16 protein-coding genes and 1 riboswitch are annotated in these 13,834 nt (G+C 74.6%); of the genes, 10 read left to right on the forward strand and 6 right to left on the reverse strand.

The genetic code is table 11. The features are described 5' to 3' along the window. Positions 1-59: 59 nt before the first annotated feature. Complete coding sequence (locus AB0L34_RS15835; protein WP_350707726.1) at positions 60-278, reverse strand: hypothetical protein; 219 nt, start codon at positions 276-278, stop codon at positions 60-62. An 88-nt stretch (positions 279-366) separates the two neighbouring features. Here AB0L34_RS15835 and AB0L34_RS15840 point away from each other — a divergent pair, with 88 nt between their 5' ends. After that, positions 367-1,269, forward strand: coding sequence for a MerR family transcriptional regulator (locus tag AB0L34_RS15840; protein WP_357450878.1), 903 nt, complete (start codon positions 367-369; stop codon positions 1,267-1,269). Between the two features lie 73 nt (positions 1,270-1,342). Next, the gene (locus AB0L34_RS15845) at positions 1,343-1,990 is read left to right on the forward strand and encodes a lipoprotein (RefSeq protein WP_363705210.1); all 648 of its coding nucleotides are present in this window, start codon (positions 1,343-1,345) and stop codon (positions 1,988-1,990) included. A 5-nt stretch (positions 1,991-1,995) separates the two neighbouring features. On the opposite strand, the gene AB0L34_RS15850 is transcribed toward AB0L34_RS15845, so the two are convergent. Further along, positions 1,996-3,726 (reverse strand): glycoside hydrolase family 3 N-terminal domain-containing protein, encoded by a 1,731-nt coding sequence (locus AB0L34_RS15850; RefSeq protein WP_363705211.1) that lies wholly within the window; start codon positions 3,724-3,726, stop codon positions 1,996-1,998. A gap of 76 nt (positions 3,727-3,802) precedes the next feature. Further along, positions 3,803-4,294 carry a DUF3145 domain-containing protein gene (locus AB0L34_RS15855; RefSeq protein ID WP_363705212.1) on the reverse strand — a complete coding sequence of 164 codons (492 nt, stop codon included), beginning with the start codon at positions 4,292-4,294 and terminating at the stop codon, positions 3,803-3,805. Positions 4,295-4,601: 307 nt separating this feature from the next. Between AB0L34_RS15855 and AB0L34_RS15860 the strand changes: the two genes are divergently transcribed. After that, positions 4,602-4,931, forward strand: coding sequence for a hypothetical protein (locus AB0L34_RS15860; RefSeq protein ID WP_350707717.1), 330 nt, complete (start codon positions 4,602-4,604; stop codon positions 4,929-4,931). Between the two features lie 112 nt (positions 4,932-5,043). On the opposite strand, the gene AB0L34_RS15865 is transcribed toward AB0L34_RS15860, so the two are convergent. Further along, on the reverse strand, positions 5,044-5,685 hold the full coding sequence (locus AB0L34_RS15865; RefSeq protein ID WP_363705213.1) for a carbonic anhydrase: 642 nt from the start codon (positions 5,683-5,685) through the stop codon (positions 5,044-5,046). A gap of 148 nt (positions 5,686-5,833) precedes the next feature. On the opposite strand from AB0L34_RS15865, the gene AB0L34_RS15870 reads away from it, so the two are divergent. The 4 genes from AB0L34_RS15870 (at position 5,834) to AB0L34_RS15885 (ending at position 11,425) form a co-directional block, all read left to right on the forward strand. Further along, positions 5,834-6,769 (forward strand): alpha/beta hydrolase, encoded by a 936-nt coding sequence (locus tag AB0L34_RS15870; protein ID WP_363705214.1) that lies wholly within the window; start codon positions 5,834-5,836, stop codon positions 6,767-6,769. 169 nt (positions 6,770-6,938) lie between these two features. After that, a complete protein-coding gene (locus tag AB0L34_RS15875; RefSeq protein WP_363705215.1) occupies positions 6,939-9,056 on the forward strand; it encodes an AAA family ATPase in 2,118 nt (705 codons plus the stop codon). A 91-nt stretch (positions 9,057-9,147) separates the two neighbouring features. Beyond that, positions 9,148-10,065: a cation diffusion facilitator family transporter gene (locus tag AB0L34_RS15880; RefSeq protein WP_363705216.1), complete on the forward strand. Its 918-nt coding sequence runs from the start codon at positions 9,148-9,150 to the stop codon at positions 10,063-10,065. A 153-nt stretch (positions 10,066-10,218) separates the two neighbouring features. Further along, positions 10,219-10,350, forward strand: a riboswitch (cyclic di-AMP (ydaO/yuaA leader). Positions 10,351-10,363: 13 nt separating this feature from the next. Continuing rightward, positions 10,364-11,425 carry a hypothetical protein gene (locus AB0L34_RS15885; RefSeq protein WP_363705230.1) on the forward strand — a complete coding sequence of 354 codons (1,062 nt, stop codon included), beginning with the start codon at positions 10,364-10,366 and terminating at the stop codon, positions 11,423-11,425. A gap of 151 nt (positions 11,426-11,576) precedes the next feature. On the opposite strand, the gene AB0L34_RS15890 is transcribed toward AB0L34_RS15885, so the two are convergent. Beyond that, positions 11,577-12,044 (reverse strand): SRPBCC family protein, encoded by a 468-nt coding sequence (locus AB0L34_RS15890; RefSeq protein ID WP_363705217.1) that lies wholly within the window; start codon positions 12,042-12,044, stop codon positions 11,577-11,579. A gap of 77 nt (positions 12,045-12,121) precedes the next feature. On the opposite strand from AB0L34_RS15890, the gene AB0L34_RS15895 reads away from it, so the two are divergent. Continuing rightward, the gene (locus AB0L34_RS15895) at positions 12,122-12,271 is read left to right on the forward strand and encodes a hypothetical protein (RefSeq protein WP_363705218.1); all 150 of its coding nucleotides are present in this window, start codon (positions 12,122-12,124) and stop codon (positions 12,269-12,271) included. A gap of 35 nt (positions 12,272-12,306) precedes the next feature. On the opposite strand, the gene AB0L34_RS15900 is transcribed toward AB0L34_RS15895, so the two are convergent. Then, complete coding sequence (locus AB0L34_RS15900; protein WP_350707706.1) at positions 12,307-12,669, reverse strand: STAS domain-containing protein; 363 nt, start codon at positions 12,667-12,669, stop codon at positions 12,307-12,309. A 330-nt stretch (positions 12,670-12,999) separates the two neighbouring features. Here AB0L34_RS15900 and AB0L34_RS15905 point away from each other — a divergent pair, with 330 nt between their 5' ends. Beyond that, positions 13,000-13,143: a hypothetical protein gene (locus tag AB0L34_RS15905; protein ID WP_350707704.1), complete on the forward strand. Its 144-nt coding sequence runs from the start codon at positions 13,000-13,002 to the stop codon at positions 13,141-13,143. A gap of 162 nt (positions 13,144-13,305) precedes the next feature. Continuing rightward, positions 13,306-13,713: a hypothetical protein gene (locus tag AB0L34_RS15910; RefSeq protein WP_357450852.1), complete on the forward strand. Its 408-nt coding sequence runs from the start codon at positions 13,306-13,308 to the stop codon at positions 13,711-13,713. The last annotated feature ends 121 nt before the right edge of the window (positions 13,714-13,834 follow it).

The following is a 13,834-nucleotide window of genomic DNA, read 5'->3' on the forward strand; positions in this document are numbered from 1 at the left end:
TCGAAGAGCCTCCTGTCTCCAGCCGCTGGAGAGTCAACCCGGAAACGGCCTCGCGTCGCTCAGCCCCGGTTGCGGGGGTGCTGGCGGGCGGTCCGCTCGTTGCCCCGGCGGTAGTTGCCGGTCCACCGGGCCATCGCGAGCTGCGGGTCGTCCTCGACCTCGGCGAGGAACTCCGCCGCCCGTCCGCCGCGCAACGTGCCCGCCACCCGCCCGTGGTGGGTGATCACCACGGTGCCGTCCGACCGCTCGGCGTACGCGAAACCCTGTGCCGTTCCCATGTGCGCAGAGGGTGCCAGGTGCGGCGGGCGACCGCGAGCCCGTTTCCGGGTTGACTCTCCAGCGGCTGGAGACAGGAGGCTCTTCGACGTGGACGACCGCACCGACCTGTTCACCATCGGGCAGCTCGCCCGCCGGACCGGCCTCTCGGTCCGGACCATCCGCTTCTGGTCCGACCTCGACCTGCTGCCCCCGACCGGCCGGTCGCCGGGCGGCTACCGGCTCTACGACGCGGCCGCCGTGGCCCGGCTGGAGCTGCTGCGCTCCCTGCGCGAGCTGGGCATCGGCCTGGACGACGTACGCCGGATCGTGGACCGCCAGTCCACCGTCCGGGACGTGGCGCAGGCGCACGTCCGGGCGCTGGACGCGGAGATCCGGACGCTGCGGCTGCGCCGGGCGGTGCTGCGGTCGGTCACCCGACGTGGCAGTACGACCGAGGAGTTGAGACTCATGAACGACCTGGCCCGCCTCTCCGCCCGGGAGCGGCAGCGGATCGTCGACGACTTCGTGGCCGAGGTCTTCGACGGCGTCGACGTCGGCCTGGGCGCCGGTCTGGCCCAGGCCATGCGGGCGCTGCCGGCGGACCTGCCGGACGAGCCCACCGACGAGGAGGTGGACGCCTGGCTGGAGCTGGCCGAGCTGGTGGCCGACCCGGACTTCCGCCGTCGGGTACGCGAGATGGCGGTGGCCGGGTCGGCCGACGCGACGGCGCCGCCACCGGAGCCGATGCCGTCGGTCGAGCCGGCGCGTGCGGCGCTGGCCGCCGGGATCGACCCGGCGTCGCCCGAGGCCCGGGCGGTGCTCGACGAGATGGTGGACCCGACGCTCACCCCGGACCGGCGCCGGGCGATGGCCGACGGGATCGCCGCCTTCACGGACCGGCGGGTGGAGCGGTACTGGCAGTTGATCGGGGTGCTCAACCGGCGGGAACCGTTCCCGCCCGCGGTGCCGGCCGTGGAGTGGCTGGTCGCCGCGCTGCGCGCGGCCCGCTAGGTCAACCGGCTTGACGCCGTCCGTCCGCCCCGCTTTGATGGGCCGGCTCTCATCGTCAACGGGGAACGGACACATGGAACGACGTACCCGCGCCACCGTGCTCGCGGCACTGACCATCGCGCTGACCGGCGCCTGCGCCGACGCGAAGGAGACCCCGGCGGCCGGCGGCTCGCCCTCGGCGTCGGCCTCGCCGAGCACCACCGCCTCGCCGGTGACCCCCGGCCCGCCCTGGCACGACGAGGTGGCCGCCGCGGCCGCCGGCACCACCGTCGGCCAGAAGGGCACGCCCTGCGAGCTGCCGATCACCTTCTCGCTGCCGGCCAGGTGGAAGGTCGAGGCGGTGAAGGGCTCGGCGGAGTTCGGCGAGCCGACCGTCGGCAAGGCCAGGATGCTGTGCGAACTCGACGCCCGGCCGACCGGCGAACTCGGGTTCCTCCGGGTCTGGCGGGTCGACGGGGTCGCCGGCGGCGCCGAGGAGCACCTGAAGCACTTCGTCGAGGCGTACTCGCCGAAGGCTTCGGACGCGCAGTACCGGCGGGTGCGGGCCGGCACGCTCGACGCCGTGGAGACGAGTTACACGGCGGACGGCGACACGGACCGGGCCATCGCGTTGTCCTCCCTCTACGGCCCGATCGTGTTGAGCCTGGACGCCCCGGACCCGGAGGACCTGCTGCCGGCGTACCAGCTGGTGAAGCAGTCGGCCCGGATCAACCGCGACTGAGGCGGTCAGCCGGCGCAGGTGGTGGCGGGCAGGCCGGGCACCGGCACCGGGGACCGGCCCTCCGGCCGCGCCTTGCCGGCCAGCACCCGGGCGAGGGCGGTCATCGACGCCCGGCTGGACGAGTACGTCGCCAGCAGGGTCGGTGACTTCGCCTTCGCCAGCACGTACGGGGTGTCCATGGCGACCGTGACGGCGGCGTCGGCGCGCAGGTCGCCGGCGCCGTCGCCGTACCCGACCAGGTGCACCACCGTGCCGCCGCTGGGCACCACCGTGACCCCGGCCGCGGTGAGCGCCTCGGTCAGCGCCGCCCGGGTGTGGTCGCGCCCGCCGGAGGAGGTGACGGTCACCGGGCCCCGGACCCCGCCGCCGCAGGCACCCCGGAACACCGTCACGGCCGCCGCCGCCAGGTCCTCCGCCGCCTTCCGGTGCGCCGGGCCGCCCAGCGTGGACAGCTCGGGCGTGGGCCGGTCGGCGAGCTTGAACTTCATGGTCAGCACCCGGGTCGCGGCGTCGACGAGGCGGGCCCGGGGCAGCGAGCCGTCGCGGAGCGCGGCGAACAGCCCGTCGTACGCCTGGCCGACGTGCGGCGTCATCAGGATCAGGTCGTTGCCCGCCTGCAGCGCGCGCACCGCGGCCTCCCCCGGTGACCAGCGCTTCGCCGGCGGCATGTTCATCCCGTCGGTGATCACCACACCCTCGAAGCCGAGCTGGCCGCGCAGCACGTCGGTGAGCAGCTTGCGCGAGAAGGTCGCTGCGGTGCCCGGATCCACCGAGCGGGCGTCGAGGTGGGCGGACATGACGGCCATCGCGCCGGCGTCGATGCCGGCGGAGAAGGGCGGCCAGGCGCCGGTCTCCAGCGCCTTGCGGGACTGGTCGAGCACCGGCAGGTCCTTGTGCGAGTCGGCGGCGCTGTGCCCGTGGCCGGGGAAGTGCTTGACGGTGGCGGCAACGCCCTCGGCCTGCAACCCGCGGACCGCGCCGGCCACCTGCTCCGCGGTCGCCTTCGGGTCCGCCCCGTACGACCGGGAGCCGATCACGGTGCTGCGGGTGGCGAGCACGTCGGCGACCGGGGCGAAGTCGAGGTTGATGCCCATCGCGGCGAGTTCGCTGCCGGCCGCCCGCCAGGCGGCCTCGGTCAGCTCCGGCTTCCCGGCCGCGCCCGCGGCGAGGGCGCTGGGCAGCAGGGTCACCCCGTCGGTGATCCGGGTGACCACGCCGTACTCCTGGTCGGTGCCGATCAGGAACGGCGCCTGACCGGCGGGCAGCCGACCGGCGGCCTCGCGCAGGCCGGTGGTGAGCCCGCGGACCTGCTCCGGGTTGTCGACGTTGGTGGTCTCCTGGTTGCCCTTGGTCGGGTCGTCGGCGCTGAAGCCGACCAGGATCAGCCCGCCGAGCCGGTACCTGGCGATCATCTCGGCCGGGGTGTCCACCCCGGCGAGCGCCTGGTTGCCGGCCTTCGATCCGGGCGAGACCCGGGTCGCCGAGTCGCCGTAGGCGTAGGGCATCAGCACCTGGCCGACCAGGTCCTCGTCGGCGAGCGTGCCGACCAGGGCGGCGGCGCGGGCGGCCGGGTCGCCGGCGGGCAGGCTCGCGCCGGGTGTCGGGGTGGCCGCGGCGCTCGTCGACGCGGGCTCGGGACGGCGGTCCGCCGGCCCCGAGCATCCGGAGAGGAGCAGCGCGGTCAGGGCGGCGAGCGCGACGCCGGCACGTCGCGGGGTGGTCGACACGCGGCCCATCCCACCAGTTCACCCCTTATCGGGGCAACTTGACCTTCCCGCCGTCGCCGGGCCCGGGCACGCCGGACGTGGGACGTCAGCCGACGCGGGTGAGCAGGGTCACCGGGGCGCCGTCGCCGGCGTAGCGGTAGGGCTCCAGCTCGGCGTCCCAGGCGGTGCCGAGCGCCTTGTCGAGCGCGTGCGCGAGGGCCTCCGGCGCCCGCGCACCCGCCATCAGGGTGCGCAGCCGGTCCTCGCCGAGCTGGATGTCGCCGGCCGCGCCCACGGTCGCGCGGAACAGGCCGCGCCCCGGGACGTACATGAAGCGCTCGCCGTCGGCGCCGGCGCTCGGCTCCTCGGTGACCTCGAAACGGATCATGGGCCACTGCCGGAGGGCAGCAGCCAGCTCGGCGCCCGTCCCCGGACGACCGGTCCACCCGCACTCGGCCCGGCGGGCGCCGGGGTCGACGGGCTGAGCCGTCCATTGCAGGTTGACCGGCGCGGCGAGGACGCGCGCGATCGCCCACTCGACGTGCGAGCACACGGCGAGCGGGGTCGAGTGGACGTATACGACGCCACGCGTTGGCACGGTGACCTCCCGGAGAGCGAGGTGCGTCTTCCCCTACGACCTCGATCACCCGAGTGGCTTCTGGAACACATGATGACTGGTGTGACGGATGGTGCGCCAGGGAATCGGAAAACTCGCCGGTCGGAATAGTCGGACGGGTGACCGCGGTTGACCCCTCCAGACGCGATGACCAGCCAGGGATCGTGGTCGTGTACAGTTCCATCGGCGGCCTGTGCCGCGCACATCTTCCGCGGGCCCACTCACCAGGTGCCGTCCGCACAGCCCCCGGACGTTCCGTCCTCCCGTACGTCTTGCAAGGAGTACCTCCGTGGCGAGCAACACCTCTAAGACCGCGCGCGCGTCAGTCCGGGCCGGCCAGGCTGGCCAGGGTGGCGCCCTCAGCGTGCTGGGCGAGTTCAAGTACCTCATCCCGCTCAACGGCGGCAAGCACGCCTACGTGCGTAACCTGACCAACGGCAAGACCGCGCACCTGCGCACCGACTCCGAGGCCTTCGTCGAGGAGATCCGGACGCTGGCCGCCGCCGGCCACGCCGCGAAGATCCGGGCCGAGATCAACAACCTCAACGCCACCCACCCGGGTGACGGCTGGGACGCCACCGAGAAGCGCCTCGTCGAGGCCGGCGTCTTCGAGGGCTGAGCCCTCCCCCACGCGACACCTGGACCGCCCGTCGGGATCATCCCGGCGGGCGGTTCCGCGTCTGTGGACAGGGTGTCGCGTCTGTGGGCAGGCGTGAGGAAGGGTTCTTCCGCTACGCCTCGAGCAGGGCGACCTCCCCGGTGGCCAGGTCGTAGAGGGCGCCGACCACGGCCAGCCGGCCGGCGGCGACGGGGCCGGCGAGCAGGTCGTCGGCGCGCAGCGCGGCCACCGTCCGCAGCACGTGCCGGCGGACCGCCAGCGGGTGCGCCCGCGGGTCGTCGACGCCCACCTCGGTCACCGCCGGGGCGATCTGTTCGACGAGGTGCGCCAGCGCGCCGCCCGGTGACCGCCCGCCGCGCAGCGCGTCCACGGCGGAGGCGACCGCGCCGCACCGCTCGTGCCCGAGCACCACCACCAGCGGTACGCCCAACTCCCCGACCACGTACTCGATGGAGCCGAGCACCGCCCGGTCGAGCACGTGCCCGCCGGTGCGGATCACGCAGATCGAGCCGAACGTCTGGTCGAAGATCGCCTCCAGCGGCACCCGCGAGTCGATGCAGCCGAGGAGCACCGCGTACGGCTGCTGGTCGCCGGAGGCCGCCGCGGCGGCGGTGACGTCGTGGCCGTGGATCGGCTGGCCGCTGACGAACCGGCGGTTGCCGGCGAGCAGTTCCGCCAGGGCGGCCCGGGGCGTACCGCCGGCCGCGCGTTCGGCCGGCGCGGGCCCGGGCGGCGTTGCCTGCGGCGACCCCATGCCTCCCAGCTTGGCCGGCCCGGCCGGCGCCCGGACCGGGTTGCGAATCTTCTCACCGGCACGGTTGCCGTGGTGTCATGACGGGTAGCCGGTGTTACCACCGGGTATCCCCGGTGTTGCGGACCAGCGCGGCCCTGGGGAGGTGGCAATGCCGGAGCACGTCGAGGTACGTCTTCCCGACGACGTGCGGCTGCACGTCGAGGCGACGGGGCCGGCCGACGCCGAGGTCACCGTGGTGCTGTTGCACGGCTGGACGCTGGACGGGCGGGCCTGGCACCGGCAGCTCGCCGACCTGCGGGCACGCTTCGACGGCGCGGTACGGGTGGTGGCCTACGACGCCCGCGGGCACGGCCGGTCGAGCTGCATGGCGCTGCCCACCGCCACCCTCGCCCAGCTCGGCGACGACCTGGCCGCGGTGCTGGACGAGGTGGTCCCGGACGGCCGGGTGGTGCTCGCCGGCCACTCGATGGGCGGCATGACGATCATGGAGTACGCGCACCGGCACCCCGAGCACTTCGCCGCCCGGACCGCCGGGTTGGTCTTCGTCTCCACGACGGCCGAGGGGCACACGCACACCGTCTACGGCCTGTCCCCCCGGATCGCCCGGTTGATCCGGCTCGCCGAGACCACCGGGGCCGGCGTGCTGGCCCGGTGCGGGTCCTGGCGGCCGCCCCGGGCGCTGCTGCGGGCCCTGCGCCCCAGCATCCGCTGGATGCTCTTCGGCGACCGCTGCGACCCGCACGACATCCGGCTGGTCACCTCGGCGGTGGCCCGCGCCTCGCTCCGCTCGATCGGCGGGTTCCGCGCCTCGATCGGGGCGCAGCACCGGCTGGACACCCTCGCCCGGCTCGCCCACCTGCCGGCGGCGGCGCTGGTCGGCGACCGGGACCGGCTCACCCCGCCGCCGTGCGCCGAGTCGATCGCCGCCGCGCTGCCGGCGACGGAGCTGACCGTCTGTCCGGGCGCCGGGCACATGCTGATGATGGAACGCCCGGCCGAGGTCAACGCGGCGCTGGGCGGCGTGCTCCGCCAGGTGCTCGACGACGCCCGCTCCGCCGCTCCCGCCACCACCCGCGAGGGGTGACGCGGGCAGGCCGGCAGAGGTGACGCGGGCAGGCCGGGAGGGGTGACGCGGGCTCCTTTCCCGCACCTCAGGCACGGCTGGTTGCGCGCGGGCCGTACCCTCTTGCGGTTGGCCTGGCATGGTGCGCGCGGTTCGCGCCGCCCGCCGCCGACGTCAGGAGGAGCGACCGTTGACCGACCAGACCACCCTGGCGCAGGAGACCGCCGTCGAGCAGCGGCACCTCGACCGGGTGTACGCCCGACTGGCCGAGCTGCGCCGGTCGGCGGTCCGCGCCGAGAAGGAGGGCTACCGACTCGCCCGGGTCGGCAACTTCGGGGCGCTGGTCGAGCGGGACGCGATGGTGTTCCACGCCGCGCAGCGGCGGCACGTGCTGGACGCCGAGCACGAGGGGCTGGTCTTCGGCCGGCTGGACCTGCGCGACCGCCAGGTGCTGCACGTCGGGCGGCTCGGCATCCGGGACGAGGACGCGACCACCCTGGTGGTCGACTGGCGGGCCCCGGCCGCCGCCGCCTTCTACCAGGCCACCCCGGCGGAGCCGCTGGGCGTGGTGCGGCGACGCATGATCCAGTCCTCCGGTGAGCGGGTCACCCGGATCGAGGACGACCTGCTCGATCCCGCCGCCGCGCCCGCCGACATGGCGGTGGTCGGCGACGGCGCGCTGCTCGCCACGCTGTCGAAGGCCACCGGCCGGGGCATGCGGGACATCGTCGCCACCATCCAGCGGGAGCAGGACGAGGCCATCCGCTCCCCCGGTTCCGGGGTGACGATCGTCTCCGGCGGCCCGGGGACCGGCAAGACGGCGGTCGCCCTGCACCGGGCCGCGTACCTGCTCTACTCCGACCGCAGCCGGTACGCCGGCGGCGGCATCCTGGTGGTCGGCCCGTCCTCGGTCTTCGTCGAGTACATCGCCTCGGTGCTGCCCTCGCTCGGCGAGGACACCGCCACGCTGCACTCGCTGGGCACCCTGTTCCCGGGCATGAGCGCCACCCGTACCGACCCGCCGGCCGTGGCGGCGGTCAAGGGCTCCCTGCGGATGCGCCGGGTGCTGGAACGGGCGGCCCGGGACGCGGTGCCGGACGGCCCGGCCGAGCTGCGCCTGCTCTACCGGGGCGGGCTGCTCCGGCTGGACCGCCGCGAGCTGGACGCCATCCGGGAGCGGGCGATGCCCCGGGGCGCCCGCCGCAACGAGGTGCGCCGCGCCGGCTTCGACGGCGTCTTCGCCGCGCTCTGGGCGCAGGCCCGTCGGCTGGGCATCGGCCGGCTGCCCGAGCAGCGCGCGTTCGAGGACGAGATCGCCGAGCGGCCGGAGTTCCGGGAGTTCCTCAAGGCGTGGTGGCCCCGGCTGCACCCCCGGCACGTGCTGGGCTGGCTGGCCCGCCCCGACCGGCTGCGCCGGTACGCGGGCGGGATCCTCTCCGGCGCCGAGATCCGGCTGCTGACCGACGCCTACCGGAGCCTGGACCGCGCCGGGCTGACGATCGCCGACATCGCGCTGCTGGACGAGCTGGACGCGCTGCTCGGCAAGCCGATGAAGCCGGCCCGGCCGAAGCGGGACCCGTTCCAGCTGGCCGGCGGGGTCCGCGAGCTGAGCACGTTCGCCGACCGGCAGCGCGCGGCCCGCGAGGCGGCGCGGCAGCGCCCGGAGGACTACCGGGAGTACGCGCACGTCGTGGTCGACGAGTCGCAGGACGTCTCGCCGATGCAGTGGCGCATGATCGGCCGGCGCGGACGGCTGGCCTCGTGGACGGTGGTGGGCGACCCGGCGCAGACGGCGTGGACCGGCGACCCGGAGGAGCTGACCCGCGCCCGGGACCAGGCGCTGGGCCGGCGCAAGCGGCACCACTTCACCCTGACCACGAACTACCGCAACTCGGCGGAGATCTTCGCGGTGGCGGCGGCCGAGATCCGCCGGCTGCACCCGGACCTCCCGCTGCCCAGGGCGGTGCGCTCCACCGGCGTCGACCCGGTCGAGCTGGTGGTGCCGCCGGCGGAGCTGGAGACCGCCGTGGTGACGGCGGCCACGGCGCTGCTGGCCGAGGTGGAGGGCACCGTGGGCGTGATCACCCCGGTGCCCCGCCGGGACGAGGTGGCCGGGTGGCTGGGCGGGCTGGGCGCGCCGCGCCTGCAGGTGGTGACCAGCCTGGAGGCCAAGGGCATGGAGTACGACGGCGTGGTCCTGGTCGCCCCGGGCGAGATCCGGGCCGACCCGGGTTCGGGCGTACGGACGCTCTACGTCGCGCTGTCGCGGGCCACCCAGCGGCTGACCACCGTCGACCCGACCGGCTGAGTCGTCCCGGCCGCCGCCGGCAGTCACTTGCACATATTGCGATGTGAGCATAGATTGAACCGGGTCCGGACGGGTGACGGAAGGTGGGCGCGTGGGCGCAGGTCATGACCACCACCACGGGTCGGTCGCGAATGCCGCGCACCGCCACCGGGGCCGCCTCTGGGCGGCGTTCGCGCTGCTCGGCGCCCTGATGGTGGTGGAGGCGGTGGCCGCCTTCCGCACCGGCTCGCTGGCTCTGCTGAGCGACGCCGGGCACATGTTCACCGACGTGCTCGGCATCGGCATGGCACTCGCGGCGATCACCGCGACCCGGCGCGCCGGCGCGGACCCGCAGCGCACCTTCGGCCTCTACCGGCTGGAGGTGCTGGCCGCCCTGGCCAACGCCGTGCTGCTCTCCGGCGTCGCGGTCTACGTGGTCGTCGAGGCCGTACGCCGGTTCGGCGACCCGCCGGAGGTGCTCGCCGGCCCGATGCTCGCGGTCGCCGTGCTCGGCCTGCTCGCCAACGTGGCCGCCTTCGCCCTGCTGCGGTCCGGGGCGAAGGAGAGCATCAACATGCAGGGCGCGTACCTGGAGGTGCTGGGCGACCTGCTGGGCTCACTCGGCGTGATCGGCGCGGCCCTGCTGATCGCCGTCACCGACTGGTGGTGGGCGGACCCGCTGGTCGCGGTGGCGATCGGGATGTTCATCCTGCCCCGCACCTGGCGGCTCGGACGCGCCGCGCTGCGCATCCTGGTGCAGGCCGCGCCGGAGCACCTCGAGGTCACCAGGGTGCACGACCGGCTGGCCGCCGTGCCCGGCGTGGCCGAGGTGCACGACCTGCACGTCTGGACGCTGACCTCCGGGATGGAGGTGGCCTCGGCACACCTGACCATGGAGCCCGGCGCCGAGGTCGGCGCGGTGCTCACCGCGGCCCGGACGGCCCTGCACGAGGACTTCCAGATCGAGCACGCGACGTTGCAGATCGAGCCGGGGGCGTCTCCCGGGGCCTGCGGGTCGGTTGAGTGGTAATGAGCACAGCCTTAAATCTGGGAGAGTATTGTTGACTTATGTCGGATTTGACGGTAAGCGGACAGGCACCCTCGGTCACGTGCGCTGCACCAGTCACACCGGCACCGGTAGGCTCGGTTCCGGCCTCCGCCAGGCGGCACCCACCGGTGCCGGCGGTGGCCGCCGCCTAATCGCCCGGCGGGGCGAACCGGGGAACCATGTTCGTGGGGTGCATCCGCGTCAGCGGTAGGGATCTTCCGTCCCGAACCCGTCAGCTAACCCGGTCGGCGGCTGACGGAAGGACACGTGTATGCCAGTGATGGCACCTGTACGACGACGCGCCGCCCGGTTGGCGGCCCTGATCGCCGTGACGCTCGCCCTCGGCGCCGCGGTCGCCCCGGTCACCACCGCTCCCGCGGCGGCCGCCTCCCGGGCCGGCCTGCTCGCCGCGGCCCCCGGCCAGGACCAGGAGGGCGGCACGCCCGCCCTGCGGGCCCAGCTCGAAGCCGCCAGCAAGGGCTACCTGGACGCCAAGCGGGCGCTGGACACGTCGGTCAAGCGGCAGCAGCAGCTCGCCGCGCAGCTCAAGACGACCGAGAGCGAGCTGACCGAGCGGAGCAACAAGGTCGGCGAGATCGCCGGAGTGGCCTACCGGACCGGCCGGCTGGGGGTGGCGTCCGCCCTGCTCAACAGCAGCTCGCCGGACGGCTTCATGGACCGGGCCGCCGCCCTCGACGCGGTGGCCGCCAACGAGGACCGGGCGCTCCGCGAGCTCCAGGAGACCCGGGACCAGGCCACCCGCACCAAGCTCGCCCTGGACGGCGAGATCCGGGAACAGCGCAAGCAGGTCACGGTGATGGCCAAGCGCAAGGAGCAGGCGGAGCGGGCGCTGACGGTCGCCAACCGGTCGCAGGCAAGCGGCGGCGGGCCGGGCGGCAGCTCCACCGCGACGGCGAAGCCGGCCCCACGCAACTCCGACGGGTCCTGGCCGTCCGAGTCGTGCAGCGTCAACGACCCCACCCCCGCCGACGGCTGCATCACCCCGCGCACCCTGCACGCGCTCAACCAGGCCAAGGCGGCCGGCTTCACCCGCTACGTCTCCTGCTACCGCCCCGGCGGCTCCGGCGAGCACCCCAAGGGCCGGGCCTGCGACTTCGCGGCGCAGAAGAGCGGGTTCGGCGGCGACGCCACCGGCGGCGACAGGACGTACGGCAACAACCTGGCGACGTACTTCGTCAAGAACGCCGACCGGCTCGCCGTGCTCTACGTGATCTGGTACAGGCAGATCTGGCTGCCCAGCAGCGGCTGGAAGTCGTACAGCGGGGCCAACGGCGACCCGTCCAGCGACCACACCAACCACGTGCACCTGTCGGTCTACTGACGCCCGGCCCCGGTGACCCGCTCGCGGGTCACCGGGGCGTCCGTCGCCGCCACGTCGCCGCCAGCGCGACCTGGACGGCGAAGCCGACCGCCTTCCCGCCGCCACCTCCCGGCCGACGGCCGGGGGACTCGCCGTGTCGTCGATGCCCGGCTCAGCCGGGCGGTGACTCCGGCGGGTGCCCGCCCAGGGCGACGCCGAGCCGGGCAGCCAGCCCCAGGTGGGCGGCGCGCGCCTGGCGGAAGGCGTAGCCGAAGAGCGGAACCGGCGCGGCAAGGGTGATCTCGACGTCGATCCGGACCACGCCGTCCGGCTCGGCCCGCAGTAGGGTCCGGTTGCGCACCGTGGTGGCCGGCCACTGCCGGGCCACGGTGACGATCTCGTCCGGCCCGTCGACCAGGACGTCGGCCCGGTAGGTGACCGGCAGGCGCAGCGGCCCGACGGCCAGCCGGTCGGTGATGAGGTAGCTGGCCCGCGCGCCGCGACGGGGCGACACCCGGCGGACCCGGACGATCAGCGGGTGCAGGTCCTGCTGCCGGGCCGGGTCCGCGAGCAACCCCGCGGCGTCGGCGAGCGAGCAGCGCGCCTGGACGGTGTAGCTGAAGGAATCCCGCCTGATCACGCCGTCTCCCCACCGTCGCCGTCGCCCGATCGTCGCGCACCGGCGGCGCGCTGGCAACGGTGTGCCGCTCCGCGCGGATGCCGGCCGTCGACCCGCCCGGCCGGTCGTCGACAGGTGCAGCCGGGCAGCGACCTGCCCTGCTGGCCGACGGCTACGCCTCCGGGACGGCGATCCGCGCGGTCACCGAGGCAGCCGACATCAATCTGTCGAGCCTCGGCGACGACTGACGCCACCGGGTCACCGGCGGGACCCTGCCGGCGGGTCAGGCGCCGGGGAGGACCTCGGGAGCGGGCGCGCCGGCGTAGTAGGGCTCGGGGGCGCCGAAGAGGCCGAGCAGGCCGGTCACCCAGAGCTGCCGGTGCACGAACCGGCTCGGCTCGGTGACGACGAGCTTGACGCCGCTCACCTCGGCGGTCTGGAAGCCGGCGACCATCGCGCTGATGCCGACGGAGTCGATGAAGGTGACGAGCCTCATGTTGAGCTCGATCCGGCTGGGGTGCCCCTTGGCCAGGACCTCGGCGATCGCCTCGCGCACCTCGTATGCGGTGTCGACGTCGATCTCGCCCCGGGGGGCGATCTCGATGACACCACCGGGCATAACCGACTTCACGATCGACAGGCTCACGCGAGCACCTCCACTCGCCCGTCCGACGGGCGCCTCATCAGTACGCGGGCCGCGACCGAGAGTATTCCTCCGACGGCCTCGGTCGCCACCCCTCGGGATGAGCAATTCGCGGATGAGGGCGCACCAAGTCGCCCTTATCCGGACTTTTCACTTCTTGTTTACCCAACGATCAGCTGCCGCTGACGCGTCGCCGACCCAGGGTAGCCGTCTCCCGCCGGCACCGCCCGGCACCCGAACTTCCTGGCGTGGCCGGCCCGCTTCCGCCCGCCGGGTTGCCCGTCCTACCTACGATCGGCCCGGAGAGCGGGCGCCACGACGGAAGGACGATCGATGATCAGGAGACTCGCCGCGCTGGCCGGTGTCGGCGCGTTGCTGGCCCTCGTGCTGGCCTGCGGCTTCGGCGGTGGCGACGATGACGACGACGATGACGACGACTTCGCGCGCGGCGTGACCGCGGTGGTCACGCTCCGCTGACCACGGCGAGGGCCAGAGCCGGGTGCCCGGGCTCCCCCCGCGTCCCCGCGGGTTTGCGGAGGCGTCCGGTTGGGCACAGGCGGAACGAGCGAACCATGACGCGCCGGTGAGACGTCGAAGTCCGAAGTGGCCGCCGGCTTCGGCCCGAGGAGGTAACCCACCATGTTCGGTACCAATCTGCTGGATCGCCGCGGCAAGCCCGAGCGGATCGCGGACCAGGCGTGGCAGAACCTGGTCTCGGCGGTCAGCTCCGCGGGCGACAGCGTCCGCGACACCGCCCGGTCGGCCCGCCGCGGCGGTTCCGGCCTCGCCGACGAGGCCGGCGACCTGGTGGGCTCCGCGGCGGACGAGGCGCGCCGCCGGGCCACCCTGGCCTTCGACGCGCTCGCCGGCCGCCGCCCCGCGCTGCCCTGGACGCTGCTGATCGGCGCCGCGCTGGTGGGCGCGGCGATCGGCTGGGCCGCCGGCACCGCCGCGCGGGCCGCCGGCAGCCGGGACGACCGGGCGGCGGACGACATCGAGTTCGTCGACGTGGACCGTCCCAACTCCCCCGTCGGCCTCGACGGCTGACTCACCCCGACCCATCGGGCACACCGCGGGCCCCGGTCGACCCCTGAGGGTCGGCCGGGGCCCGCGCCGTACCTCCCGGGCAGGGCACAGCCACCCGGGTCGGGTGAGGGCCGCTCACCCC

The organism is Micromonospora sp. NPDC052213, assembly GCF_040679695.1.
In the GTDB taxonomy this organism is placed as follows: domain Bacteria; phylum Actinomycetota; class Actinomycetes; order Mycobacteriales; family Micromonosporaceae; genus Micromonospora.